The sequence below is a fragment of the Mycobacterium sp. IDUB_17 genome, from assembly GCF_055419465.1.
This window is the reverse complement of sequence record NZ_JBVAXS010000005.1, coordinates 80,419-105,040: the sequence shown is the minus strand read 5'-3', so window position 1 is coordinate 105,040 and position 24,622 is coordinate 80,419. Positions and strand designations below refer to the sequence as shown.

Annotated in this window: 24 protein-coding genes; 5 read left to right on the top strand and 19 right to left on the bottom strand. The window is 66.6% G+C overall.

The features are described 5' to 3' along the window. Positions 1–37: 37 nt before the first annotated feature. The 9 genes from ACZYZ7_RS21425 to ACZYZ7_RS21385 form a co-directional block, all read right to left on the bottom strand. Positions 38–997 carry an enoyl-CoA hydratase/isomerase family protein gene (locus tag ACZYZ7_RS21425; protein ID WP_463741765.1) on the bottom strand — a complete coding sequence of 320 codons (960 nt, stop codon included), beginning with the start codon at positions 995–997 and terminating at the stop codon, positions 38–40. Beyond that, entirely contained in the window at positions 990–2,123 is a 1,134-nt protein-coding gene (locus ACZYZ7_RS21420; RefSeq protein ID WP_463741764.1) for a M24 family metallopeptidase, read from the bottom strand. Before ACZYZ7_RS21420 ends, ACZYZ7_RS21425 begins: the two co-directional genes overlap by 8 nt. Beyond that, positions 2,113–3,381, bottom strand: a complete 1,269-nt coding sequence (locus tag ACZYZ7_RS21415) for a M24 family metallopeptidase (protein ID WP_463741763.1) — start codon at positions 3,379–3,381, stop codon at positions 2,113–2,115. Before ACZYZ7_RS21415 ends, ACZYZ7_RS21420 begins: the two co-directional genes overlap by 11 nt. Beyond that, positions 3,378–4,547 (bottom strand): amidohydrolase family protein, encoded by a 1,170-nt coding sequence (locus ACZYZ7_RS21410; protein ID WP_463741762.1) that lies wholly within the window; start codon positions 4,545–4,547, stop codon positions 3,378–3,380. The genes ACZYZ7_RS21415 and ACZYZ7_RS21410 overlap by 4 nt, the downstream gene beginning before the upstream one ends. Positions 4,548–4,597: 50 nt before the next feature. After that, positions 4,598–5,773 carry a cytochrome P450 gene (locus ACZYZ7_RS21405; protein WP_450072316.1) on the bottom strand — a complete coding sequence of 392 codons (1,176 nt, stop codon included), beginning with the start codon at positions 5,771–5,773 and terminating at the stop codon, positions 4,598–4,600. Positions 5,774–5,828: 55 nt separating this feature from the next. Further along, positions 5,829–6,023, bottom strand: a complete 195-nt coding sequence (locus ACZYZ7_RS21400; RefSeq protein WP_135456828.1) for a ferredoxin — start codon at positions 6,021–6,023, stop codon at positions 5,829–5,831. Continuing rightward, positions 6,020–6,739, bottom strand: a complete 720-nt coding sequence (locus ACZYZ7_RS21395; RefSeq protein ID WP_450072315.1) for a TetR/AcrR family transcriptional regulator — start codon at positions 6,737–6,739, stop codon at positions 6,020–6,022. The genes ACZYZ7_RS21400 and ACZYZ7_RS21395 overlap by 4 nt, the downstream gene beginning before the upstream one ends. A gap of 126 nt (positions 6,740–6,865) precedes the next feature. After that, positions 6,866–7,675, bottom strand: a complete 810-nt coding sequence (locus ACZYZ7_RS21390; RefSeq protein ID WP_463741761.1) for an SDR family NAD(P)-dependent oxidoreductase — start codon at positions 7,673–7,675, stop codon at positions 6,866–6,868. Next, entirely contained in the window at positions 7,672–8,496 is an 825-nt protein-coding gene (locus tag ACZYZ7_RS21385; RefSeq protein WP_463741760.1) for an alpha/beta fold hydrolase, read from the bottom strand. The genes ACZYZ7_RS21390 and ACZYZ7_RS21385 overlap by 4 nt, the downstream gene beginning before the upstream one ends. Before the next feature lie 191 nt (positions 8,497–8,687). Between ACZYZ7_RS21385 and ACZYZ7_RS21380 the strand changes: the two genes are divergently transcribed. Continuing rightward, on the top strand, positions 8,688–9,731 hold the full coding sequence (locus ACZYZ7_RS21380; protein ID WP_463741759.1) for an alpha/beta fold hydrolase: 1,044 nt from the start codon (positions 8,688–8,690) through the stop codon (positions 9,729–9,731). 80 nt (positions 9,732–9,811) lie between these two features. Then, the gene (locus tag ACZYZ7_RS21375) at positions 9,812–10,471 is read left to right on the top strand and encodes a class I SAM-dependent methyltransferase (RefSeq protein ID WP_463741758.1); all 660 of its coding nucleotides are present in this window, start codon (positions 9,812–9,814) and stop codon (positions 10,469–10,471) included. Positions 10,472–10,478: 7 nt separating this feature from the next. Here the strand turns inward: ACZYZ7_RS21375 and ACZYZ7_RS21370 are convergent, their stop codons facing one another. Genes ACZYZ7_RS21370 through ACZYZ7_RS21335 form a run of 8 tightly spaced genes read right to left on the bottom strand, consistent with a single transcriptional unit; the run spans position 10,479 to position 19,477 of the window. Continuing rightward, positions 10,479–11,060: an NADPH-dependent FMN reductase gene (locus ACZYZ7_RS21370; RefSeq protein ID WP_463741757.1), complete on the bottom strand. Its 582-nt coding sequence runs from the start codon at positions 11,058–11,060 to the stop codon at positions 10,479–10,481. Positions 11,061–11,066: 6 nt separating this feature from the next. Then, on the bottom strand, positions 11,067–12,053 hold the full coding sequence (locus ACZYZ7_RS21365; protein WP_463741756.1) for a cyclase family protein: 987 nt from the start codon (positions 12,051–12,053) through the stop codon (positions 11,067–11,069). A gap of 14 nt (positions 12,054–12,067) precedes the next feature. Then, a complete protein-coding gene (locus tag ACZYZ7_RS21360; RefSeq protein ID WP_463741755.1) occupies positions 12,068–12,889 on the bottom strand; it encodes a coniferyl-alcohol dehydrogenase in 822 nt (273 codons plus the stop codon). Positions 12,890–12,891: 2 nt separating this feature from the next. After that, a complete protein-coding gene (locus tag ACZYZ7_RS21355; protein ID WP_463741754.1) occupies positions 12,892–14,199 on the bottom strand; it encodes an LLM class flavin-dependent oxidoreductase in 1,308 nt (435 codons plus the stop codon). Then, on the bottom strand, positions 14,196–16,010 hold the full coding sequence (locus tag ACZYZ7_RS21350) for an FAD-binding protein (RefSeq protein ID WP_463741753.1): 1,815 nt from the start codon (positions 16,008–16,010) through the stop codon (positions 14,196–14,198). Before ACZYZ7_RS21350 ends, ACZYZ7_RS21355 begins: the two co-directional genes overlap by 4 nt. Continuing rightward, positions 16,007–16,930 carry a 3-carboxyethylcatechol 2,3-dioxygenase gene (locus ACZYZ7_RS21345; RefSeq protein ID WP_450072264.1) on the bottom strand — a complete coding sequence of 308 codons (924 nt, stop codon included), beginning with the start codon at positions 16,928–16,930 and terminating at the stop codon, positions 16,007–16,009. Before ACZYZ7_RS21345 ends, ACZYZ7_RS21350 begins: the two co-directional genes overlap by 4 nt. Continuing rightward, the gene (locus ACZYZ7_RS21340; protein WP_450072263.1) at positions 16,887–18,569 is read right to left on the bottom strand and encodes a bifunctional 3-(3-hydroxy-phenyl)propionate/3-hydroxycinnamic acid hydroxylase; all 1,683 of its coding nucleotides are present in this window, start codon (positions 18,567–18,569) and stop codon (positions 16,887–16,889) included. The genes ACZYZ7_RS21345 and ACZYZ7_RS21340 overlap by 44 nt, the downstream gene beginning before the upstream one ends. After that, a complete protein-coding gene (locus ACZYZ7_RS21335; protein WP_450072262.1) occupies positions 18,566–19,477 on the bottom strand; it encodes an alpha/beta fold hydrolase in 912 nt (303 codons plus the stop codon). The genes ACZYZ7_RS21340 and ACZYZ7_RS21335 overlap by 4 nt, the downstream gene beginning before the upstream one ends. Positions 19,478–19,607: 130 nt before the next feature. Between ACZYZ7_RS21335 and ACZYZ7_RS21330 the strand changes: the two genes are divergently transcribed. The 3 genes from ACZYZ7_RS21330 to ACZYZ7_RS21320 are packed head-to-tail and all read left to right on the top strand — an operon-like array spanning position 19,608 to position 22,536. Next, positions 19,608–20,333 (top strand): IclR family transcriptional regulator, encoded by a 726-nt coding sequence (locus tag ACZYZ7_RS21330; protein WP_450072261.1) that lies wholly within the window; start codon positions 19,608–19,610, stop codon positions 20,331–20,333. Positions 20,334–20,347: 14 nt separating this feature from the next. Further along, a complete protein-coding gene (locus ACZYZ7_RS21325) occupies positions 20,348–21,961 on the top strand; it encodes an FAD-dependent oxidoreductase (protein WP_450072260.1) in 1,614 nt (537 codons plus the stop codon). A 17-nt stretch (positions 21,962–21,978) separates the two neighbouring features. After that, positions 21,979–22,536 (top strand): TetR/AcrR family transcriptional regulator, encoded by a 558-nt coding sequence (locus ACZYZ7_RS21320; protein ID WP_450072259.1) that lies wholly within the window; start codon positions 21,979–21,981, stop codon positions 22,534–22,536. Here the strand turns inward: ACZYZ7_RS21320 and meaB are convergent. After that, positions 22,525–23,397: a methylmalonyl Co-A mutase-associated GTPase MeaB gene (gene meaB, locus ACZYZ7_RS21315; protein ID WP_450072258.1), complete on the bottom strand. Its 873-nt coding sequence runs from the start codon at positions 23,395–23,397 to the stop codon at positions 22,525–22,527. The two genes, ACZYZ7_RS21320 and meaB, sit on opposite strands and share 12 nt — an antisense overlap. Positions 23,398–23,408: 11 nt before the next feature. Continuing rightward, positions 23,409–24,569 (bottom strand): thiolase family protein, encoded by a 1,161-nt coding sequence (locus ACZYZ7_RS21310; protein WP_450072257.1) that lies wholly within the window; start codon positions 24,567–24,569, stop codon positions 23,409–23,411. Between the last annotated feature and the right edge of the window lie 53 nt (positions 24,570–24,622).

The window sequence follows — 24,622 nt, the reverse complement described above, 5'->3', positions numbered from 1 at the left end:
CACTTTCACTGCTGGAATACCGTTTCGGCGCACTGAGTCATTCGGGTTTCGCCCTGTTCTTCTTGGACAGCCGGAAATCGGGCGGGAACTTGCTGTCGTTGTCATTGACCGCGGCCGACAGCCCCGAATCGATCGACTCGAACATGTCCAGGTCGTCATCGCTGTCGTTGGCCACCCCGTTGCCCATCGACTCGAAGAACGCGCTCAGCAGACTGCCCATGTATTCGCCCTGCTGCTGTTTGAAGATCTCGAAGAACATCTTCTGCTGAAAGACGGTGTCCACCGGCCTGTTCCGGGTACAGGCCAGCGCGTACTTCTGCACTTCGGCTTCCAGCTGATCGCGGGCTACCACCTTGTTCAGGAAGTTGCAGTCGTACATCTCCGCGGCGGTGAACGGCCTTCCGGTGAAGACCATCTCCTGGAACTTCCGCAGGCCCATCATCTGGACCCACGTCCACATACGTGGCCCCCAACCGTGATACCGGAACGACGGATGCCCGAACAGGGCGTCGTCGGACGAGATCACCAAGTCGGCGTCCGCGCACTGGTAGAAGTGCCAGCCGTAGCAGTAGCCCTTGGCCTCTACGATGCTGATCTTCTTGAAGTCCTGCAACGCGCGGTTGCCGGCCTGGGAGTTCGCGTACCACGAACTGATCGTGGCGCCGTTGCGGAAGGTGCCCTTCGGCGGGTATGTCACCTCCCCGACTCCGTCGTCCTCCAGGCGCAGCTCGGCCAGGCGGACCGCCGGATTGTCGTTACCCTCCATGAACTCCGGAAGGTCTGCCCCGCTGCCCAGGTTGTCCCCGACGCCGCGAATGATCACCACCTTGACGTCGTTGTCGGCATTGGCCGCTCGCAGCACGTCGGCATAACGCAGCCGGGCCATCGAGGTCGGCGCGTTGAGGAACTCCGGCCGGTTGAACGTGATGGTGGCGATCTTGGTCTTGGGGTCCTTCTCGTAGAGGATGATCTCCTCCGGGGTGGGTCGCTCAGGCATGTGCCGCCTCACTGTCTGATGGGGCCTGGGTCAGTACCTCGGGACCGTCGGCGCCGATGACGACGGCATCCCGGGTGAACACCGCGCCGATGCCCCGCTCCCAGACGTAGCCCGTGACGGCGAGGACCATGCCTTCCTCGAGGATGTCGGCCTCGGCGGTCGCCCGCAGGTTCGGGGATACCACCGGCGGGTCGAATCCCAACCCGAGCCCGTGCGCCACCGGCATCGCCGGTAGCGGTTCGCCGGCCTGCTCGTACGCATCCAGCAACGCGCTGGTCGGCTTACCGGCACGGCAGGCATCGATCAGCCTGTCCCACAGGTCATCCCGACGTCGGTACAGCGATCGAACCGCATCCGTCGGTTCACCCACCGATACCGTGCGCGCGACCTCCGCGACGTAACCGTCGGCGAGCACACCCGCTGACAGGGCCACCAGGTCGCCCTCGCTCACGCGGCCATCGCGTTCGGCACGGCGCCACGGATGGTCTTTCGAGGTGACCCACGCAGCGTCCTGCGTCGCCGGAGTGCTCACCCCGCCGGCCGCCTCGGCCTCCAATATCGCACCGGCAAGGCGCTTCTCGGTGGTTCCCGGAACCAGTTCGGCAACGCCTTTGGCCAGTCCTTCCTCGGCCACGGCCAGTGCCCGCCGCAGCGCCAGGATCTCCTCAGGGGTCTTCACTCGGCGCGCAGCCCTCATCGCCTGCTCGCCGTCGACCAGCTCCGCGTTCGGGAAGGCCATCGGCAACAGCTTGGCGAACGTCGGTGTCAGGGCATCGGTTCCGATGCGCCACGCCGATTCGGAACCCTCGATGCCGCGCAGCACATCGACCAGGGTCATCGGGTTCCACGCGAATCCGTACAGATTCTCGTGTGGGATCTCCTCGGGGATGCCCTCGTCCCACGTGCTGTTCAGGTGGATCTCACCCGTGGCGCGGACGAACGTGCAGATCGGCCCGAAGGGCCTGGTACCCACCACCCACAGTTGCGGGGCGCCGGAGATGTACCGCACGTTGGCCTGCCTGCCGAGTACCAGCGCGTCGAGGTCATGGGCCTCCATCTGGGCGATGGCGCGCTCCCGTCGGCTGACGCGCAGTGCCCGGCCGTCGGCCTCGATTTCAGTTCCCACGGGACACCTCATAGGGGTCGTACGGATATGCGGTCAGCGGCGTCCAGCCGCCCTCGGTTACCACCACGATCTCCTCGCCGCGATAGCCGCCGGTGCCGTCCTCCCAGACCACCGGCTCGAATACGAGCAACATGCCTTCGGGGAAGACGAAGTTGTCGTCCCACTCCTGGCCGAGATCCGTTCCGATCATCGGCATTTCAGCTGCGCTGGTACCGATGCCGTGGCCCAGGTAAAAGTGCGGCAACCACGGCTTCTGTCCGCCGCCGGCTTCCGTCGCCGCCCGGCCGAGGTCGCCACAGGTGGCACCGGCCTTGGTGACCGCGAGCACCGCATCTACGATGCGGCTCCACTTGTCGAACTGCTTCTGCTGAGCGGCCGTCGGGTCCTGCCCGACGATCCATGTCCGCCCGTGGTCGGAGCAGTAGCCGTGGTAGGCGATGGACACGTCGGTCCACAGCACATCGCCCCGCTGCAACTCTCGCTCGGTGGTCAACAGCGGCAGCGCAAGATCACCGGTGGTGGTCCAGGTACCTTCCGCCTTCGACGCGGGCATGGCCTGCCAGATCGAGTCGAACATGTTGGTCGTGGCGCCCAGTTCGAAAGTGCGGCGCACGAATTCGGCAGACAGATCGATCTGGCGCACGCCGGGCGCCAGCGACTTGTGGATCTCGGCAACGGCCTGTTCGGTGATCTGACAGGCCCGGCGGACACAGGCGATCTGGTCGATCGTCTTGACCAGTTTCGCCGCACCGACCACCGGGGCGGCATCCACCGGTGCGCTGGGGAACAGTGCACTGCCGGCCAGCCGCATCGCCCCGGTCAGCTCATCGGTGGCGATCGTCGCGCCGGCGGGCACCAGCCCGGCCAGGACCTTCGCGAATTGAGCGACACCCTCGTCGAATTCGAGATAGACCGGTCCGTGCAGGTGATCATCGGGCAACCCGGTTTCCATCGCCGCACCCTCGCGGAACGGCAGGAACAGGTGCGGGTGTTCGTCGTCGGCCAGCACGACCGCGATCGGCCGCTCGACATGCGACAGTCCCGCGTCAGCCAGCGGCCAGGCAATGCCGGTGGCGTACATGACATTGCCGTTGCCGAGCAGCACGAGCGCGTCCACGCCCTGGTCCGCCATCGCGGCGTGCAGGCGCGCACCGACCTCTCGACGCATCCGGGCGAGGTCAGGCTCGTCGGGTATATCGAGCGGGATGAACCCGGTACGGGCGATCTGGGTGACGCCCGTTTGAGTGAGAGCGCTCATAGAAGCCCCAGGAACTTCTGAATGTTGGTGGACACGATCTTGACCGCGTTCTCCGGTCCGACCGCCTCCACAACGGTCGCCAGTGACTTCTCCGAGTAGCCGAAGGTGCTCTCGTTGTGCGGATAGTCGCTGGACCACATCACGTTGTCGACACCGATCTCGTCGATCAGCCGCAGCCCCAAGGGGTCCACCATGAACGACGCGGTCATGTGCTTGCCCCAGTAGTGCCGGACGTCGTGCTGCAACTCGTGGTTGAACATGTGCCGGTAAGAGGCCAGCATGTGCTCAGCGTCCTGCAAAGCCGTTGGTACCCAGGCAATCCCGCCCTCGAACCAGCCGATCTTGAGATTCGGATGCCGATCGAGGATTCCGGAGAAGACGTACTTGGCGAACTGCTCACGGAACGAGTCGACGTTGACCATCATGCCGACCACGACGCTGTTGTGCTCGCACGGCGTCTTGGGCGGGGTCTCGCCGATGTGGTGGCTGACCGGGATACCCGAGGCCTCGATCTCGTCCCAGACCGCGTCCATCGAGGTGCTGCCGTAGTCGTAGATGTTGCCCTCGTCGTCCTTGCCCGGATTCAGTGGCAGCAGGAACGTCTTGAGCCCGAGCGACTTCAGCTCCTCGAGGGTGCTCCGGGTGCCCTTGGGGTCCCACCAGTTGATCAGGCCGACACCGTAGAAGTGTCCGTTCGACTGCTCCTGCAACGCGGCGATGTGCTCGTTGTAGATCCGGAACACCCGCTCGCGCAGCGACTTGTCCGGGTAGTGGAACAGGGCCAGCACCGCATTGGGGAAGGCCAGCTCCTTGTCGATGCCGTCCTCTTTGAGCTCGCGGATGCGCGCCGGGATGTTGTTCGACGCGGCTCCGGCCAGGTCGTCGTACTGCATCAGCACGCGGCCGAAATCGCCTCCGGTCCAGGCCTTGCCCTTCATCCCGACCATGTAGGCGCCATCCTCGTACCAGATCCGCGGCGCGGCGCCCTTGAGCTCCTCGGGGAAGCGCTCGAAGAAAATATCGTCGGCCACCGAGATGTGGTTGTCGGCCGAGAAGATCTCGGTGCCGCTAGGAATCTCCGTGAGGCCGCCTTCTGTCGCATGGCCCCGGCGATTCTTCGGTGCACCAAAGCCTTCCGGCGGATAGAGGGTCGTTGAAGCAGTCATCTGTGGTACTCCATTCGGGCTGTAGGGGCTGAAGGCCGGCGTACCGGCAATTACCACGTCACGGGAAGCTCGTAGACGCCGTAGGCGAGACGGTCGTGCTTGAACGGCACCTCGTCGAGCGGAACGGCCAGGCGCAGGGTCGGGATCCGGCGCAGCAGGGTGTGGAAGACGATCTGCAGTTCGGCGCGGGCGAGCTGCTGACCGACGCACTGGTGGCGGCCGTAGCCGAAGCCCAGCTGCTGGCCGGCGTCGCGGCTGAGGTCGAGCTTCTCGGGCTCCGGGTAGGCCTTCGCGTCCCAGTTGGCCGGGGACAGATCGATGATGACGCCGTCACCGGCGCGGATGGTCTCGCCGCCGATCTCGATGTCCTCCAGCGCCACCCGGCGCTGGCCGGTCTGGATGATGGACAGATAACGCATCAGTTCCTCGACCGCATTGGCGATGACCTTGGGGTCCTCGGCATTACGCAGGAAGTCGGCCTGCTCGGGGTTCTCCAGGAGCGCCAGGATGCCGATGCCGATCATGTTGGCGGTGGTCTCGTGCCCGGCGATCAGCAGACCGGTGCCCAGCTGCGCGGCCTCCTTGACGCTGATCTCCCCCGCAGTCACCCGCTCGGCCAGATCGGACACCGCGTCCTCGGACGGGTTCGCCTGCTTCTCCTCGACCAGATTGATCAGGTACTGGTGCAGGCTCATCGCGCCCTTCTGCATGGCGTCCGCTGCGGCGTAGCGGGCCAGGCCGGCGTTGGCGTGCTCCTGGAAGAACTCGTGGTCTTCGTAAGGAACACCGAGCATCTCGCTGATCACCACGGTGGGTACCGGCAAGGCCAATTCGGCCACGGCATCGGCCGGTTTCGGGCCGGCCAGGATCTTGTCGATGCACTCGTCGGTGACCTTCTGAATCGCCGGCCGCAGACCCTCGACGCGCTTGAAGGTGAACGGCTTGGACAGCATCCGACGGAACCGGGTGTGCTCCTCGGCATCCGAGGTGAACACCGACCGCGGCCGCTTGTCCACGGTGGAGAGCATGTGCTCGTTCCAGTGCGGGAAACCATCGATCCGGTCGTCCACACTGATCCGGGAGTCGGCGAAGAGGGTCCGGGCCTCTTCGTGACCGGAGATCAGCCACGGGGTGCTGCCGTTCCAGATCTTCACGCGGAACAGGCCTTTGGGGTTGCCCAGCATGGGCGGCGGCGGCGCGAAGGGGCACCGCACGTCGCGCTCCATCGGGTATTCGGGGATGTCTACTTCGGTAACTGTTTCGGACACGTCATTCCTCAGGTCAGTCTTGGATCTCGATGGCTAGGGCTGGGCAGGCCGCTGCGGCGCGGCGGGCGTTGTCGGTCTGGTCCGGACCGGGTGCGGGTTCGAGCAGGACGACGACGCCGTCTTCGTCACGCTGGTCGAACACCTCACTGGCGTTGAGTACGCACTGCCCCGACGAAACGCACTTGTCCTGGTCGACAGTGACTTTCATATGAGGTCGCTTTCTTGAGTAACCGGCGCCATCCAGAGGCCGACGATGGCGTCGATCAATCCCGAAGCCGCGCCCTGCCAGGACGCCCGCGGCACGTTGCCGCCCTGGGCCATCGCGCGCTCCCGATCGGCGCAGCTGTGCATCAACAGATTGCGCGCCATGATGTTGCGTTCGGCGCGGACCTCGGCGGGCAGTTCAGGTAGGCAGTTGTTCATCCCCTCGATGACCTGCACCAGCGACTGCGAACTCAACGCGTCGCGGACCACGATGTTGTGGTAGGCCGGATCGGTCATCACCTGGGCGGCGAACCTGGCGTACCAGGTCGGGTTACCCAGCGCCGCAAGGTGATCGGTGAGCGGCTGCACCAAGCAGGAGACCCAGTCCCTGAGCTCGGCCGAATCGCCGGTGTCGGCAACCATCTGCTCGCGCAGGTACTCGATCGGCCCGCGGTGCTTGTGCTCGATCGCGCGGACCAGATCCGTCTTGGTGCCGAAGTGGTAGCCGACCGCCGCGTTGTTGCCCTGCCCGGCCGCTTCGCTCACCTGGCGGTTGGACACCGCGAACACGCCGTGCTCGGCATACAGCCGTTCGGCCGCCTTGAGGATCGCCTCCTGGGTACTGCTCGCCCGATCGGCGCGGGCGGTCCGGTTGGCTGCTGTCACCGTTACAGTCAACGCCCCTCCTGTAATTAAGTCAAGCAGTTGATTTAAATTGATCGCAGGCAAGTCGAAGCCACCGGATTGCGCCTGACACTCGGTCCAGACCGGCGTTGAGATTGCGGCCACGGTCGCGGTTCGCCGCAGATCAGGACCCTGAACGCAATCTCAATCGGTCAGGCGGGCCTACTTGGACTTCCCGACGATGACCTTGCCCGCGACGGTGCCGCCGTCGATCGGCAGCACGGTTCCCGTCACGTACCGCGACCGGTCTGTCGCGAAGTAGACCGCCGCCTCGGCAACGTCCTCGACCGTGCCCTCCCGTTTGAGCGGGCGGTCGTTGCGCATCTGGGCCCGGATCCCCGCCTCGAACTCTTCGATGCGCTCACGCTCGTCGGGCGCGGCCGACTTGGCCACGATCGCCGTACGGATGTTGCCCGGAGCGATGGCGTTGACCCGTATCTCGTAGTGGGCCAATTCGATCGCCGCGGACTTGGTGAACTGGATGACCGCGGCCTTCGACGCGCGGTACGTCATCACCCCGCCGCCGGCCTGAATGCCGCCGATCGAGGTGAGGTTCAGGATCGAACCGCCCCCGTGCTCGGACATGTACCGCGCGGCATCACGGGTACCGGCCATCACCGCCCGGACGTTGATTCGCATCACAGAATCGAAGTCGGCGAGATCGTCGTCGAGAAACCGGCGGTGCATCCGGCCCGAGACCCCGGCGTTGTTGACCATGACGTCCAGACCGCCGAAGGTCTCCACCGCGGTCGACACGAGCCGACCCACCTGATCGACGTCGCCGACGTCGGTGAACAGGAAGCGGGTGTTCTCGCCCAGCTCGGCGGCCAATGCCTTGCCGCGGTCCTCGTCGACGTCGCCGATCATCACCTGGGCGCCCTCGGCGGCGAACCGGCGCACCAATCCTTCGCCGAGACCCGACGCACCGCCGGTGACGATCGCGACTTTTCCGGCCAACTCATTGCCTGTCATGACACCTCTTTCAGGAATTCCAGCAGCACCGTGATGAGCGCGGCGGGCTGTTCGATCTGCGGGCAGTGCCCGGCACCGGGAATCACCGCACTGCGGGCACCGGCGATCTGGCCGGCGATTTCGGCGGCCCAACCGGGCGGCAGCAGCTTGTCACGATCCCCCTCGATGATCATGGTCGGCACACCGATGCGGTCATATGCCCGTTGCGCCGACGGCATCGCCGGTGCCTCCAGGCCGGGCCGCCGAAATCGGGCCGCGGCCAAGGTCTCCCAGGCCCCCGGCGCGATGCTCGACTCGTACCGCCGCTGCACGTAGGCCTCATCGGCCGGATAGGCCGGATCGGCGAACAGTGCGGTGACGATGCGTCGCATCCCGTCCAGCGTGGCGTCATAGTCGTACAACGCCGCCGAATGTTCGTTGCGCTGGATCTCCCCTCCCCCGCAGATCGCGGTGAGCGACCGCGCAGGGAGCCGCGGCGCATCCGAGGTGGCATCGACCAGCAGGTTGATCGCGCCCATCGAATTGCCGACGAAATGGGCTTCATGGACGCCGAGTTCGGCGCAGAACCGGGCGATGTGCCGGATCCGCATGCCCCGGCCGTCGTTGAAATCGATAACTTTGGCACTCTCACCGAACCCCAACATGTCGGGGGCGAGCACCCGGTAGTTCTCGGCGAGCGCGTCGATGGCGCGCTCCCAACCCAATTCGGCACCGGCGCCGAACTCGCCGCCGTGCAACAGGACGACCGGGTCACCCTGACCGGCGTCGAGGTACCCGGTGGTCAGGCCATCGACGTCGATGGTCTTGCGTGCGAACTCCACGGCCACACGATACTGATGTTTTCTCAATTGGAGAACATCATTCTCAGAAGTATCGGATGACCACAGTGCTTAATCTCGCGTACGACGCTCGGCCGACTTCGCTGTGAGCCGATGAGCTGGGAGATCAATGACGCCGTCGGTGACGAACGGAAGCTGTGCACAACCGGGCTTCATGCGTAGCCTGATTGACGATGCTGGAGAAGTCCGAGATCCGGTTCCTTCCCCTCGGCGCCCGCCGAGTGGCCTACGAAATTCGTGGGGACGGTCCACCGCTCGTTGCTCCGGCATGGTGGGTGAGCCACCTCGAACTCGACTGGCAGAGCGCGAGCTTCCGGCGATTCTGGGAAGGGGTCTCGGACGGATACACACTGATCCGCTATGACCGCCTCGGCGTCGGCATGTCGGATCGTGCTCTGCGAGATTCGGATCTCAATCTCGATGAGGAGGTTGCGACACTGCGCGCGCTTCTCGACGAACTCGGGCTCGAGCGTGTGTCGCTCATCGGCGGCTCGTCGGGAAGTTGCACCGCCATCGCATTTGCCGCGGCGTTTCCGCAGCGCGTCGAGCACTTGGTGCTGTACGGGTCGTACCCCACCGGTGCGGCACTGACGGCACCGGGTGTGGGTGACGCGATTCTGACTGCGGTACGCGCACATTGGGGATTGGGCTCTCGTCTGCTCAGTGACATCTTCCTCGGCACCGCGGACGCTGCTGAGCACGAGCGCTTTGCCCGGTTTCAACGGGAAGCGGCGACCGCCGAGACCGCCGCCGCCTTGCTGGATCTCGCCTATCGCCTCGATGTACGCGAACACCTACCCCTCGTTCGCCAGCCTGCGCTGGTCGTGCATCGTCGCAACGACCGCGCAGTGCCGTCCCGGCTCGGCCGTGAGGTCGCGGCCTCGATATCGGGCGCGACGTTCATCCCGTTGCAGGGAAGCGCACACTTCCCTTGGCACGGTGACACCGATTCCGTGGTCCGCGCATGCCGCCAAGCCCTGGCACCGGCGCAGCCGTCGCCGCCCCCTGCCGGCGGGCCCGAATCGGTCCTACTGTCCCGTCGTGAGCGTGAAATCCTCGCCTGCGTTGCGCGCGGTCTCGGCGATCGCGAGATCGCCGAGCAGCTGGTGCTGAGCCCACATACCGTTCACCGACACGTGGCGAATATCCGCCGCAAGCTGGGTCGCACCTCGCGGACGGCGGCTGTCGCGGAGGCCGCGCGTCTCGGACTCCTGTGAGATGGCCGGAATGGGCCATCCGCCGAAGATGGCCGCATTGAGCGATGCGCGTACGACGCGGGTGTTCGTACGTTCGTGGCATGACCGACATTGTGAGTACCGAACTTCAGCCGAGACCGTCATCGCCGACGTGGCTTCGGATCATGGCCCGGGTGTACGACCCGTTTCTCTGGATGGGTGAGATCGCAGGAATGCGCCACCGGCGGCATACTCTGCTGTCCGGCGCCCGCGGTCACGTCGTCGAGATCGGCGCCGGTACAGGCCTGAACATCGCGCACTACCCGAATGGGATCGCGGAGCTTGTGCTCACCGAACCCGAGCCGGGCATGCGCCAGAAGCTCGCGCGCCGTCTGCCGCGGTACGAGGGCGTCGCGCGGATCGTCGACGCGCGTGCGGAGCGACTGCCGCTGGCCGATGGCTCCGTGGACACGGTTGTTTCGACCCTCGCCCTGTGCACCGTCGACGATCCCGGAGGTGCGCTCCGCGAGATCGCCCGTGTGCTCCGCCCTGACGGGCAGTTGCTGTTCATCGAACATGTCCGTGCGAGCTCACGGCTTCTCGCGGCGTGCCAGGATGCCCTGTTCCGGCCGTGGCGCAGCTTTGGTGGCGGCTGCCACTGCAATCGTCAGACAGTGGAACTGATGCGGGCGTGCGGGTTCGCCGTCGCAGCCGATGACGGCGTATGGCGGGGCATGCCGGCGATCGTCCGTCCGCTCGTCGTCGGCCGGGCCACATTGTGATCCGAAGCTATCGCGCCGATCCGTTGGACCGGCCGAAGGTGAGCAGCTGGGTGGCCAGCATCTCGAGCTGGCCGCGCACGGTTCCGTCGGTCAATTCGCCTGTCTCAGCCCAGATCTTGTCCGCGGAGTTGATCGCCACCCCCAGCGGGGTGGGCCAGGCCCGCAACGCATGACCGATGGAGCGCAACTGCCCCAGCGTTCCCACCGCGGCCTGCCACCCGTAGGCGCAACTGATGCAGCCCCACGGGGTGTTGTCCAGGTAGACCCGCGGGTCCTCCCGCAGGTCCTCGATGTAGTCGAGCGCGTTCTTGACCAGACCGGAGATCGCACCGTGATAGCCCGGCGAGCCCACCACCACAGCGTCGGCGTCACGCAGCGCGGAGACGAACTCCAGAGCCGCGGGCGTGCGCTCCAACGAATGCGGTGCATACATCGGCAACTCCAGATCCGGCCCGGCGAACATCCGGGTCCGGCCTCCCTGCCGTTCCACCGACTCCAGGCAGTACCGCACGGCCCGCTCGGTCGAGGAATCCGCGCGTAGGGTGCCGCCGAGCCCGACCACGAACGGCACCTTTTCAGCTGACGTCATGTTTCCTCACTTGATCGCAATGGGATTCACCGGCGAACCGACGGCACCGGTGACCCGCAGCGGCGGGGCGATGAGCTGGAACTCGTAGACACCGTCGGCCGCGCAGTCGGCCGCCAGCGCACCCAGGTCCCAGTACTCGCCGAGCATCAGGCCCATGTCCCGCAGGCACAGCATGTGCATCGGCAGGAAAGTGCCCTCGACACCGTTGGCCGGGTCGGGGTCCTCGACCATCAGATTGTCTGCCGCCACAGCCGCCACCTGGTGGTCGTGCAGCCACGAGGCGCAACGCCAATCCAGTCCCGACCCGGGTTCGGCCCCATCGCCGGTGGCCAAAAACCTTGTCCACCAACCAGTGTGCACGACCACGATGTCACCGGGCGTGACGGCTACTCCCTGCGCCGTGGCCACGTCATCGAGCTCGGCCGGCGTGATCGGATTGCCCGGTTCCAGGAACTGCTCGGCGCCGCGGTGCCGGACCACATCCAGCAGCACCCCGCGAGAGGTGATGCCCTTGCCGTCGACCTTGTCGATACCGCAGTGGAACGCGCCGAAGCTGGTGACCGAATCGGCCGGGAATCCGTTGTAGAGCTTGTCCTCGTAGTAGACGTGCGACAGGGCATCCCATTGCGTGGCGGCCTGCAGCGGCATGACGATCATGTCGTCGTTGAAGCGGAACGGATTGTCCACGAAGAACCCGCTGACCTCGTGGGCCACCGAATTGCGCAGCCACTGTGGGCCGTACTGCGCCAGCGTGTTGGCGTCCCCGCCGTCCACCGTCATCACATGGGTCGGGTTCTGCCGGAACTGGAACGCTCCCTGCGGGCCGGCCGACGAGAAGTCGCCGCCGAGTGCGAACACCTTGCCGTGGGTGACCAGCGACGCACCCTCGGCAACCTTGGCGGGGGTGATCAGGTTCAGTGTGCCCAGCTCATCGTCGGAACCCCAGCGACCCCAGTTGCGCACATCGTCGGCGACCTTGCGAAAGTCGCTCATCGTCCCGGCCAATCTCAGCTCCTCTGGTCAGCGTCTTCTACAGCATCGACCAGGGCGGCCTCCCGCTGGGCGAGAATGCCGCCATCGGCCCAGATCACCTGACCAGTCACGTAACTGGCGGCCGGGCTGCCCAGGAACGCCAGCAGCGCGGCCTGTTCGGCGGCCTCGGATTTGCGGCCGAGCGGGGTGGTGAACGTATCGAGGAACGCCGAGTTCAACTGGTCGAGGATCGGCGTCTGAGTCACCCCCGGTGCGGTGCAGTTGATCCGGATCCCGCGGGCACCGAGTTCCGAAACCCGGCACATCCCATAGAGAATCATCGCCTCCTTGGACAAGCGGTAGCCACCGTCGGCCAGAGCCTCGGGATGGTCGGCGCACCACCGCAACCCCTCGTCGACCGATCGTGTCCGGATCAACCCCGCTGTGGTGGCCCGGTTCTCGCGGTACCCCGATGCCGCCAGCGAGGACACCGAGGTGATCGATCCGCCGGCCGGAATGCGGCCCTCCACCGCTTCGGCGAACTGTCGCGTTCCCAGGAAGTTGATGCGCACCACCAGCAGTGGATTGCCGATCCCCGAGGACACGCCGGCCACATTGAACAGGGCGTCCACCGGCCCGTCGACCCCACCGGCGGCACGGTCGACGGACTGCGGGTCGGCCAGATCGAGATCGATGAACTCATCGGGCAGGTGATCGGGTGGCCGGATGTCCAGGCCCGTCACCCGGGCGCCGAGCTCACCCAAGGCACGGGTGAGCGCGGCGCCGATGCCCGAGCCGCAGCCGGTGACCACGACGTGTTTCCCGTCGTAGCGCACCAACTCGCTTAGTAGGGTCACGGTCAGCCGGAGGTTTCCCGAGCTGCCTTCTCGGCCTGAGCGGCCTTGACCCGGCCTTCGTTGATCTCGGCCATCGCCTCGGGGATCTCACCGGCGGTGAACTTGTCACGGCCGGTGGGCAGCCCACCGAAGGCGTAGGTCTCGTCGAACAACGGGGCGTCCGACGGACGGCGACGCGACTCGACCTTCTCGATCACCGGCTCGAGGCGCTTGGCCTTGTCCGCCACCGCCTTTGCATCCCGCTCGATGAACTCGGGCAGGATCTCCTTGCCCATGATCTCGATGGACTCCATGGTGCCCTCGTGGCTGCGCGGGTTGAGCAGCAGGATGATCTCGTCGACCCCGCTCGCCTCATAGGCGCGCAGGAACTCGCGCACGGTGTCGGGCGACCCGATGGCGCCGCGGCCGGGGCCGTAGGCCAGCGTCGGATCTTCCTTGACCGCCTCCTGGTACCGCTCCCACACCTTGGTGCGGCCGGGGGTGTGCATACCGGTCAGGTAGTAGTGCATGATCCCGAACGAGAAGAAGCCACCGCCGATGCCGAGGCGCTTGAGTGCCTCGTCGTCGGAGCGGGCCACCATCATCGACAGGTCACCGCCGATGGCCAGGATGTTGGGGTTGATCGCCGGGGTGATGGGTGCACCCTGCTCTTCGAATTCCTTGTAGTACCCGTCGACGCGCTCCTTGAGCGCCTCGGGACCGGTGTAGGCGAAGCTCAGCGCACCGATGGCCTTCTGGGCGGCCATCTGCACCGACGACGGGCGTGTACAGGCCACCCAGACCGGCGGGTGCGGCTTCTGCAGCGGCTTGGGGATCACGTTGCGGGCCGGCATCTCGACGTGCTCGCCCTTGAATCCGGTGAACGGCGCCTCGGTCATACAGCGGATCGAAACCTCAAGGGCTTCTTCCCACATCGTGCGCTTGTCGGCCGGGTCGATGTCGAAACCGCCCAGCTCGGCCACCGAGGAGCCCTCACCGGTGCCGAACTCCACCCGCCCGTTGGACAGGTGGTCCAGGGTGGCGACGCGCTCGGCGATGCGGGCCGGATGGTTGATCGGCGGGGGCAGGTGCATGACACCGAAACCCAGCCGGATGTCCTTGGTGCGCTGGCTGGCCGCGGCCAGGAACATCTCCGGTGCGGTGGAGTGGCAGTACTCCTCCAGGAAGTGGTGCTCGGTGAGCCAGACAGTGGAGAAGCCGGCCCTGTCGGCGGCCTCCACCTCGGTCAGACCGTGCTGGAACAGCTGATGTTCGTCATCCTCCGACCACGGCCGGGGCAGTGGGAACTCGTAGAACAGCGAAATCTTCATCGGTTTCCTCCTGAGGGGTTGCTGACGGTGTCCTGGATTTGTTGGTTGGCTGCTGGTGAAACTGGTTGTGCGACAGACTGTTGGGCGTTCCGGTCAGCGATATGTCTGGCTGCCACGTAGCCGAACGTCATTGCAGGCCCGATGGTCGCGCCCGCACCGGCATAGCTGCGGCCCATGACGGCCGCCGAGACATTGCCCACGGCGTAGAGCCCGTCCACCGTGGACTCGTCGGCACGCAGCACACGGGCGTACTCGTCTGTGCGCAGTCCGCCCGAGGTGCCCAGGTCGCCGAGAATGATCTGGAACGCGTAGTACGGCGGCTTGCCGAGCGGGCCCAGATTCGGGTTCGGCAGGGTCGGGTCGCCGTAGTAGTTGTCGTACGCGCTGTCACCGCGGTTGAAGTCGTCGTCGTGCCCGCCGTGTGCCAGCTGGTTGAACCGCTCGGCTGTGGCCCGCAGGTTCTGCGCGGGTACACCGATCTTGCCGGCCAGCTCCTCCCAGCTGTGTGCCTCGACCACGACACCCGAATCCAGCCAGGCCCGTGGCACCTTGCGCCCGGTGGGCACCGGTGCGAACGGGATCTTCGGGATGGGCAGGTGCCCGGCCACCACGTACCGGTGGAACGAGTCGATGTCGGTGACCAGCCAGCACGGGATGTGGCCGATGCCGGACTGCTGCCCCTCGATCATGGCGTGGGCGAAGTCCATGTAGGGCGCGGCCTCGTTGATGAACCGCTTACCCTCGCCGTTGACGACGAATTGCGACGGCATCATCCGCTCGTTCAGCATGAATTGCAGCCGGCCGTCGGGCCAGCAGATCGCCGGGAACCACCACGCCTCATCAAGCAGCTCAGTGGCGCCGCCGACCTTCTCCCCGGCCCGGATGCCGTCACCGGTGGCAGCCGGATTGCCGAAGCTCCAGTCCTTTTCGAGCACCGGCAGATGCTCCTTGCGCCACGCCATGTCATGGTCGAACCCACCCGAGGCCAGGATCACGCCTTCGGTGGCCCGGATCCGTAGCGGCTTGCCGTCACGCTCGACGACGGCGCCGAGTACCGCCCCGCCGGCACCGGTGATCAGCGAGGTCATCGGCGCATCCAGCCACAGCGGGATGTCGTGCTGCTTGAGCGCCAACCGCATCCGGGCGGCCAGCGACTGGCCGATGGCCGCCATCCGGTCACCGAACACCCGGGCGCGCACCATCCGCCAGATCAGCTTGAGCAGCACCGCCTTGCCGCGCCAGTTCTGCCGAACCTGGTAGAAGAGGCGAAGATCCTTGGGGGCGAACCAGATTCCCTTGGGCGCCAGGGCCAGCGGGGCGAGCAGTTCCTGCTCGTGCTCACCGAGCTTGCGCAGGTCGATGGCCGGGACGTTGATGGTGCTTCCCTGTGCCGAGCCGCCGGGCAGTTCCGGGTAGTAGTCGGCGTAGCCGGGCTTCCAGACGAACTCGAACCAATCACTGTTGTGCTCCAGGAAGTCCATCATCTCCGGTGCGGCCTCGACGTACTTGCGCAGCCGGGCGTCGATGACCGTGCCTTCGGTGATCTGCTTGAGGTAGTCGAAAACCCCGTCCGGTGAGGGCACATATCCGGCCCGGCGCTGCGACGGCGCCCCGGGTACCCAGATCCCGCCGCCCGAGAGCGCGGTGGAACCGCCGAAGTGGGAGGACTTTTCGATCACGAGGGTATCGAGACCGGCTGCGTCGGCGGCCAACGCAGCGGTCATGCCGCCGCCGCCGGATCCGACGATGAGAACGTCGACCGCTTTGTCAAACGTCTGCTCGGCGGTCTGTGCACTGGTGTCTGAGGTCATGCTGCGATTCCTACCGCCGTCCTGATTGCGAATCCTGCGATCAATTCCGGTGCCGCCCGGTAGAAGTGGTTCCCGGTCCGGTATGGCCCGTTGGCTTCGAGCGCCGCGAATGCGGCCACCCAGGTGCGGATCTCGTGTGCCGAATTGCCCCCTTCGGTGGCGATGAAGGTGTTGGACCAGCTGTCCAGTTCCGTCAGCCTGCCCTCGTCGAAGATCTCCAGCAGGCTGTGGTCCCATTCGGGATTCAGCGGCCGAAGCGCACTCTCACCGTGGGCGAAGTCGTGAGCAGCCTGGCTCACCGCGGTCTGCCGGGCCGTGCGCTGTTCGGCGGTCATCGGGACCCCGTGCACGATCCGGTCCAACGCAGCCGGCGGGGCGGTGGCCAGCGTCGGCACCGGAGGATCATGGGACAACCCACCGGAACCCAACACCAGCACCCGCTTGTCGAGGGTTGCCAGGTAGGCGCCCACGGCAGCCCCCAGAGCACGAGACCGCGACAGCGGACCCAACGGGGTGGCAACGGAATTGATGAAGATCGGCACGATCGGCCGCGCGGTCGCCACACCGAACAACTCCTGCAGCGGCTGCACGGTGCCATGGTCGACGTCCATGCTCGTCGAGATGGCGACGTCCACCCCGGACTCCCACACCGCCTCCGCGCACTGCCGGGCGATGTCACCGGCAACGTTCAGCGCACCCTGGTACGTCCCGTAATCCCCCACTCCCGCCGCGGCGGTACCGATGCAGAACGGAGGCATCAGCCGGTAGAAGAACCCGTTGTAGTGGTCGGGCGAGAAGGTGACGACCAGTTCGGGGTCGTAGTCGGCAACAAACTCGCGAGCGCTGCCGACCGCCGCCCCGATCTCGTCGAGGAGGTCAGCCGACGGTCCCGGAAGATTCAGCAGTGGGCTGTGGGACATACAGCACAGGGCTACTGGCACCGTTCGCACCTCCCTCCAGCACATGCAGTACGTCGAACAGGGCGTTGCTCAGTTCCGGGGCGCGCTGGGCGATGTCGGCACCGGCGATGCAGCGGTCCGGGCGCAGCACCAGCACCGATTCCGCGTGTACGTCGAACCAGGCTTTGAGCGCACCCGAGCGGTCACCGACGATCACCACAGAGCCGTCGTCGCTGTCCGCATCGTGGCCGGTCCAGAACAGCTGGGTCTGCGGGCGGGCCGCGATGAACCTCGCGCCCAGCGCTTTCCAGCGCTGGTAGGCCTGCTCGCCGAGCAACGCGCGCGGATTGTTGTTCCAGCACAGCACCGCGAAGTTCAGCCCGATCACATCGTCGAGCAACACGTCCGACTGCTCGCGGGTGTCCACCCGCGGCTGGATGAACAGCGTGCCGGCAGGCGCTTCGGGCGTCGGCGGCTTCGGGTGGTAGACCGCGCCCTGGTCGTACCGCGGCATCGGCTTGAACCGCATCTCCAGCACGTAGCGCTTGAGCGCCGGAACCACCGATGCACCGCGAATCAGCCTGTCCCGCACCACCGCGACCTTGCGGTTGGTGGGCGAGATAACCCGTCCCACCAACGTCGACAGGTCGATCATGGCCCGGGCGTGCTTGCGGCGCTCGGTGTCGTAGCTGTCCAGGAGTCCGTCGCCGGCCTGACCGTTGACCACCGCGGCCAGCTTCCAGCCGAGGTTGGCCGCGTCCCGGATGCCACTGTTGTACCCCTGGCCCTGCCACACCGGCATCAGATGCGCGGCATCGCCGGCCAGCAGAAACCGGCCCTTCCGGAAGTTCCCGGCGATCCGGGAATGGTGGGTGTAGACCCGGCGACGGATCACGTCGACCTTGTCGGGATACGGCACGAACGGAGCGAGCAGCCGTGCAACGAATTCGGGATCCTCGGCCTGCTCGTCGGTTTCGTCGGCATGGATCATGAACTCGAACCGGCGGATGCCGTGCGCGATCGAGATCGAGGCGTACGGCCGATCCGGGTCGGCACCGACCTCGCTGTTCGGATGTCCCAGCGGATCGTTGGCGAGATCGACCACCACCCAGCGGGTCGGTGAAGTGGTGCCGTCGAACGACACCCCCATCAGGCGGCGGGTGGCGCTGCGGCCGCCATCGCACCCCACCACATAGCGCGCCCGCACCGCGGGCACGTCCGGGCCGAACTCGACCGTGACTCCGTCAGCTGTCTCGATCGCCGATTCCATCCGGCGCCCCCAGGCCACCTGCACGTGCTCGAACCGGTCCAGCCCGACCAGCAACTGCGCGTCGACCAAAGGCTGTACGAAGCCGTTGCGCTTGGGCCAGCCGAATCGTGCGTCCGGAGGAGCCATTTCGGCCAGCAGCCGGCGGTGACCGTCGTAGAACCGCAGGATCTGGTTGGGCACCGTATGCGGCAGGATCGCCTCGACCAGGCCGATGGACTGGAAGGTACGCAGCGATTCATCGTCGAGTCCGACTCCCCGGGGGTAGTCGATGAGGGTGTCGCGTTCCTCCACCACGAGCGTTCGGACACCCTGGATGCCAAGAACATTTGCCAAGGTCAGGCCTACCGGCCCGGCCCCGACGATGATGACGTCGACCTCTTGGTCGGTCACGCCGGCTTTCCCAGCAGGAAGTCCAGATGCAACCGGTTGAACGTGTCAGGGTCTTCGTATTGCGGCCAGTGCCCGCAGTCCGGCATCACCTCGAACCGGGCACCGGGGATCATCGACGCGATACGCCGGCCCTCACTGACGTCGGCGGTCGGGTCATCGCTGGTCCACAACACCAGAGTCGGCGCAGTGATCGATCCGTATTCCTTCTCCCCCAGCAGGTTCCGCGCGCGGATCTCCGGATCCTGCAGTGCCATGATGTCGCTCATCGCGGCGACGAAACCGGGCTGCCGGTACACCGCCTGACGACTCGCCACGATGTCGTCGTAATCCTTCGACTTATCGGCCATCAGCCACTTGATCCGGGCCTGCACGGTCTCCCAGCTCGGGTTCTCCGCGGCCGCCATGGACAGCGTGATGATCCGCTTCATCACCTCGGGGTCGGCCTGTGAACCACCGGCGGTGTTGAGCACCAACCGATCGACGCGGTCCGGGTGATCGGCGGCGGCCCGCGCGGCCACCCAGCCGCCCAGCGATTCACCCGAGATGTGAGCGCGCTGCGCACCGATCGTGTCGAGGAAGGCGATCAGATGGTCGACATAGTGCGCGACCTCCAGCGGATGGCCGGGCTTGTCGGTGTAGCCGTGCCCGAGCATGTCGATCGACCAGGTCGAGAAGTGCTCGGCATGGGATTCCAGATTGCGCACATAGGCCTCGGCATGCCCGCCCGACCCGTGCAGCAGAACCAGCACGGGCAGCTTCGGGTCACCGGCATGCAGGTAGCGGGTGCGGATGCCGCCCACATCGAGGTAACCCTGCGAGAACGCGACGCCCTGCAGGTCAGACCAGACGCTCTCATGCTCGCTGGCCGAAACGGAACCGGATGCCGGCCCGGCGGCAGTGCTTGTCATGTTCCCCTCTCCGACGGTAAAGAGAATGATATTCTCCAAATTTGTAAGCACTTTGCTCACATAGCGCACATCAGCGTGCATTATTATCAGAGCATCACTCTCGCGGTTCTATCTGTCAAGGAGGGGCGCGATGCCGGCCAAGGCAACCCAGCCGCAGGCACAAACGAAGACCGACAGCACCCCCAACGGGGTGCCGGGTTCACAGACGCTGGCGCGCGGATTGAGCGCGCTCGCGGCCATCGCCGCAGCCCCGACCGGGCTCACCGTGCAACAGGTCGCCGACCAGGTCGGCGCCCATCGCACGATCGCCTACCGGCTGCTGGCCACCCTCAGCCAGTTCCGGTACGTGACAAAGGGTGAGGACGGCCGCTACCGGCCGGGCGCCGGCCTAGCCGCACTCGGTGCGTCCTTCGACAACAACATGCGCCAGCTCAGCGTCCCGACCCTGCGCGCCCTTGCCGACGAGCTCGGCAGCACGGTGTCGTTGCTGGTGGCCGAGGGCGATCAGCAGGTGGCGGTCGCGGTGATCGTCCCGACGCAGGTGTTCTACCAACTGTCCTTCCACGAGGGCAGCCGCCATCCGCTGGAGCGCGGCGCCGCCGGAGTGGCACTGCTGGCGAGCATGCCGCCGCGTCCCGGCGAACGCGAACTGGTGCGCGAGACCCGCGAACAGGGTTGGGTGATCACCCACGGCGAGATCGAACCGGACACCTATGGCCTTGCGGTGCCCGTGCGCCGGCGTCTGCCGTCGCCGCCCACCTGCATCAATCTCATCTCGCACCGCGAAGACGTCGTGCTGGGCGGCAAGGACGCGGTGGTCCGGGCAGCAAACGAACTATCGGCGATTCTGTACTGAAAGGCGATGCGCACATGACTGATTGGGACAACGAGGTCGACGTCGTCGTACTGGGCAGTGGTGGCGCAGGGCTCACCGCCGCACTGACCGCGTCGGTCAGCGGCGCGTCGGTCGCGATCTACGAGAAGGCGCCCACGGTCGGCGGCACGACCGCGGTCTCCGGCGGCATCGTCTGGATCCCGGCCCATGACCGCAGCGCTGACGGGCCGCTGCCGGTCGCCGACGCGATCGACTACCTGCAGGCCCAATCGCTCGGCTACATGGATGCCGATCTGGTCGACACCCTCGTGCGGACCGGCCCGGCGATGCTCGACTTCGTCGAGGAGCACAGCGAGCTGCGTTTCGCCGTCGCCGAGGGCTTTCCCGATTACAAGCCCGAGCTGCCCGGCGGCCGCCCGGGCGGCGGCCGCTCGCTGAGCGCCGGCCCGGTGGATCAGGGCAAGCTCGGCGTCTGGCGGCACCGGATCACCTCATTCCCGGCGGATTTCAGCAACGTCGGCATCGACGCGGAAACTCGCGCCCGCATTCACGCCGTCCACGACTATCCCGACGCCGACCTCTGTGTCGCCGGCACCGCACTGATCGCCGGTCTGCTGCGCGGCCTGCTCGATCGCGACATCCAGCCGGTCACCGAGGCCCGCGCGATCGAACTGGTCGGTGACGCCGACGGCATCGCCGGGGCGCGGATCAGCGTCGACGGTGCCGACGTCCGTGTCCGCGCCCGCAGCGGCGTGGTGCTGGCCACCGGCGGATTCGAGTGGGACGCAAAGCTGGTCGAGGCCTACCTGCGCGGGCCGATGCGCGGCGCGGTGTCCCCACCGAACAACACCGGCGACGGGCTGCGGATGGCGATGGCGCTCGGTGCCGACCTGGCCAACATGGGTGAGGCGTGGTGGGTGCCGATCGTGCAGATTCCCGGCGACACCATCGACGGTCATCCGCGTAGCCGCAGTGTGCGGCTGGAACGCACCCGGCCACGCAGCGTCATCGTCAACCGGGCGGGCAAGCGCTTCCTCAACGAGGCGGGCGAGTACAACTCGATGGCGGGCGCCTTCCAGTACCTCGACCCCAAGGTCGGCTATGCCAACGACCCGGCCTGGATCGTGTTCGACTCCGTGCACCTGCAGCGTTATGGCTTCCTCGGCGTCGAACCAGGTGATGTGGTGCCGGACTGGTTCTGCGAATCGGCCACCCTCGCCGAACTCGGCGCCAAGACCGGTATCGACGCCGAGGGACTGGCCGAGACCTTGAACCGCTGGAATGACAACGTCTCCCGCGAGGTCGACCCCGACTTCGGCCGCGGATCCAGCGCCTATGACGGGTACTGGGGCGACAACTCGGCCGCCACCCCGGCCGGCCAGACGCTCGGGCCACTCGACACCGCGCCGTTCTACGCGGTTCCCGTCAAGATCGGCGCGATGGGCACCAAGGGCGGACCGCGCACCGACCGCGACGGCCGTGTCCTGCACGTCAACGGCGCCCCGATCCCCGGCCTGTTCGCCGCGGGCAACGCCATGGGCGGGGTGACGGGCAAGGCCTACGGCGGGGCAGGCGGCACGCTCGGTCCCGCAATGGTGTTCGGTTACCGCAGTGGCTATGCCGCCGCTACCGGCAAGTCGGTGAGCTGATCAGTTACGGTCGAGTGGTGCTCGGGAACCCGCGCAGCGCAGCCCAGACCCGCATCCTCGATGCGGCGCTTGAGCTGATCGCAGAGCACGGGGTCAGCGGGACGTCGTTGCAGATGATCGCCGACGCGCTCGGTGTCACGAAAGCCGCTGTCTACCACCAGTTCAAGACCAAGGAAGCCATTGTCATCGCGCTCACCGAGCGTGAACTCGGCCAGCTCGAGGATGCGCTCGAGGCGGCCGAGGCCGAGGGCTCGCCCACCCGGGCTCGGGAAGTCCTGCTCACCCGGGTGATCGACATGGCCGTATCGCGTCGACGTGCCGCCAGCACACTGCAGTTCGATCCGGTCGTGGTGCGCCTGCTCGCCGAACACGAACCGTTCCAGCTGTTCATCGACCGGCTCTATGCGGCCATGCTCGGCGATCAGTCCGGCGATGGCGCGCGGGTCCATGCGGCAGTGTTGTCCGGCGTGATCAGCGTCGCGGTGATGCACCCACTGGTGACCGATCTCGACGATGACACGCTGCGCACCGAGCTGCTGCGGACGATGCGACGCGTACTGGCCCTACCCGGCTGAATCCGCGATCAATTGTGCCGCAGCGCTGTACGGGTCAGTGGTGCCGTCGGCCACCGCGGCGGCCAGCCCGTCCAGCTCACCGTGATTGCGCAACAAGGTCTGGGCCAGCGATAGGATCTGGGCCCTGGCCCGCGCGGCGCGGCGCGCCGCGGTGTCGGATCGATGGTGAGCATCGATGGCCTCGACCAGCTCGGCCAGCCCCTCCCCTTGGGCCGCAACGAGTTTGAGAACCGGGACAGTCGCCTCGGCCCGAAGGTCACGCGCGGTCTGATCGGCACCCTCGCGGTCGGCCTTGTTCACCACCACCAGATCCGCGACCTCCAGCAGCCCGGCCTTGGCGGCCTGCACGGCGTCACCCGCGCCGGGATTGAGGATCACCACGGTCGGATCCGCGATGGCGGCGATCTCGATCTCGGACTGCCCCACGCCCACCGTCTCCAGCACGATCAAGTCGTAGGACAGCGCGGCAAGCAGCCGAATGGCCGCGGGTACCGCGGCGGCCAGCCCGCCCAGATGCCCACGGGTCGCCACCGAGCGGATCAGCACATCGGGATCATTGATGTGGGCGGCCATCCGGATCCGGTCCCCGAGCAGTGCACCGCCGCTGTACGGCGACGACGGATCCACCGCAAGCACCGCGACCCGCAGACCGCGGTCCCGGTACGCGCCGACGAGCGCGCCGACCGTCGTCGACTTTCCGGCCCCAGGTGGCCCGGTAACCCCGATGACGCGCGGAGATGCCGCGCTGAGCACCGCGAGAACCTCGTCGCGACGGTCGCTTTCGACCAGGCTCAGCAATCGCCCGACGGCACGTTGGGATCCGCCGCGGGCCGCGGTGATGAGTTCTTCGATATCTGGCATCAGTGATGACACTACGACGCAGGCACCTCGATGACCGTCGCCGAACCCATACCGCCACCCGCACACATGGCGGCCACGCCGATACCGCCACCGCGCCGGCGCAACTCATGGACCATCGTGGCCAGCATGCGCGCCCCGGTGGCGGCCACCGGATGGCCCAGTGAGCACCCGCTGCCGCTCACGTTGACGATCTCCGGGTCGATGTCGAGCAGCTTGATGGTGGCGACGCACATCGACGCAAAGGCCTCGTTGATCTCGAACAGGTCCACGTCCGACAGCGAAAGACCGGCCCGGCGAAGGGCTTTGGTGATGGCCTCGACGGGAGCCAGCCCGGTGGAGGCCGGGTCGACGCCCACCGAGGCCCAGGACTTGATGGTGGCCAGGGCCGGCAGCCCGAGTTTGTCGCTGGCGATGGTCAGCAGCGCGGCCGCATCGTTGGCACCGCACGCATTGCCGGCGGTGATGGAGAACCCGTCGATCTCGGGATGCAGCGGCTTGAGCGCGGCCAGTTTCTCCAGTGTGGTGTCGCGACGCGGATGCTCATCGGTGTCGAACAACCCATGCGGAGTTTCGATGGGAACGATCTCCTCTTTGAACCGCCCCTCGTCGATCGCCGCGACGGCCTTGAGGTGCGATCCCAATGCCCACTGGTCCATCTCCTCGCGGCTCACCCCGGCCTTCACCGCGGCGTTCCACCCCACTGTGATCGACATGTCCATATTGGGTGCGTCCGGCCGGTCGGGATGGGTGGGCGGGAACCAGTTGACCCACTCGGCGTCCTTGGCGCTGCTTGTCGCGCGGACGAACCGCGGTGAGGTTGAGGCGGAGTTCACCCCGCCGGCCAGGATCAGCCGGTCCATCCCGGCGCGGATGCTGGCGGCCGCACTCTGCACGGCGGCCTGACCGGCCGCGCAGTGCCGATTGATCGACGCTCCGGGGACCGTTGTCAGGCCGGCGGTGATGGCGGCGTGGCGGGCGATGACGCCGCCACCGTAGAGTCCTTCGCCCAGGATCACGTCGTCGATTGATGCGGCCAGGTCGGCAGGAATGTTCTCCAATGCGGCGCGCACCACATGGTCGGCCAGCGCGTAGGCGTCCGTATCGCGCAACGTGCCCTTCTTCGCCGTGCCGATAGGAGTTCGCAGCGCGGACACGATGACAGCTTCAGGCATTGATCTGCTCCCTGGTTCACCCGGTAAGAGAATGCTATTCTCGCAGCCAGAGA

What these genes read in the sequence shown, in the direction of transcription:
- ACZYZ7_RS21425 (WP_463741765.1), bottom strand. Translation starts at nt 997, where the DNA reads ATGCCTGAGCGACCCACCCCGGAGGAGATCATCCTCTACGAGAAGGAC.
- ACZYZ7_RS21370 (WP_463741757.1), bottom strand. Translation starts at nt 11,060, where the DNA reads ATGACGTCAGCTGAAAAGGTGCCGTTCGTGGTCGGGCTCGGCGGCACC.
- ACZYZ7_RS21335 (WP_450072262.1), bottom strand. Translation starts at nt 19,477, where the DNA reads ATGACAAGCACTGCCGCCGGGCCGGCATCCGGTTCCGTTTCGGCCAGC.
- ACZYZ7_RS21390 (WP_463741761.1), bottom strand. Translation starts at nt 7,675, where the DNA reads ATGACAGGCAATGAGTTGGCCGGAAAAGTCGCGATCGTCACCGGCGGT.
- ACZYZ7_RS21355 (WP_463741754.1), bottom strand. Translation starts at nt 14,199, where the DNA reads ATGAAGATTTCGCTGTTCTACGAGTTCCCACTGCCCCGGCCGTGGTCG.
- ACZYZ7_RS21345 (WP_450072264.1), bottom strand. Translation starts at nt 16,930, where the DNA reads ATGTCCCACAGCCCACTGCTGAATCTTCCGGGACCGTCGGCTGACCTC.
- ACZYZ7_RS21415 (WP_463741763.1), bottom strand. Translation starts at nt 3,381, where the DNA reads ATGAGCGCTCTCACTCAAACGGGCGTCACCCAGATCGCCCGTACCGGG.
- ACZYZ7_RS21400 (WP_135456828.1), bottom strand. Translation starts at nt 6,023, where the DNA reads ATGAAAGTCACTGTCGACCAGGACAAGTGCGTTTCGTCGGGGCAGTGC.
- ACZYZ7_RS21350 (WP_463741753.1), bottom strand. Translation starts at nt 16,010, where the DNA reads ATGACCTCAGACACCAGTGCACAGACCGCCGAGCAGACGTTTGACAAA.
- meaB (WP_450072258.1), bottom strand. Translation starts at nt 23,397, where the DNA reads ATGCCAGATATCGAAGAACTCATCACCGCGGCCCGCGGCGGATCCCAA.
- ACZYZ7_RS21410 (WP_463741762.1), bottom strand. Translation starts at nt 4,547, where the DNA reads ATGACTGCTTCAACGACCCTCTATCCGCCGGAAGGCTTTGGTGCACCG.
- ACZYZ7_RS21325 (WP_450072260.1), top strand. Translation starts at nt 20,348, where the DNA reads ATGACTGATTGGGACAACGAGGTCGACGTCGTCGTACTGGGCAGTGGT.
- ACZYZ7_RS21330 (WP_450072261.1), top strand. Translation starts at nt 19,608, where the DNA reads ATGCCGGCCAAGGCAACCCAGCCGCAGGCACAAACGAAGACCGACAGC.
- ACZYZ7_RS21310 (WP_450072257.1), bottom strand. Translation starts at nt 24,569, where the DNA reads ATGCCTGAAGCTGTCATCGTGTCCGCGCTGCGAACTCCTATCGGCACG.
- ACZYZ7_RS21380 (WP_463741759.1), top strand. Translation starts at nt 8,688, where the DNA reads ATGCTGGAGAAGTCCGAGATCCGGTTCCTTCCCCTCGGCGCCCGCCGA.
- ACZYZ7_RS21375 (WP_463741758.1), top strand. Translation starts at nt 9,812, where the DNA reads ATGACCGACATTGTGAGTACCGAACTTCAGCCGAGACCGTCATCGCCG.
- ACZYZ7_RS21405 (WP_450072316.1), bottom strand. Translation starts at nt 5,773, where the DNA reads ATGGAGCGCGACGTGCGGTGCCCCTTCGCGCCGCCGCCGCCCATGCTG.
- ACZYZ7_RS21365 (WP_463741756.1), bottom strand. Translation starts at nt 12,053, where the DNA reads ATGAGCGACTTTCGCAAGGTCGCCGACGATGTGCGCAACTGGGGTCGC.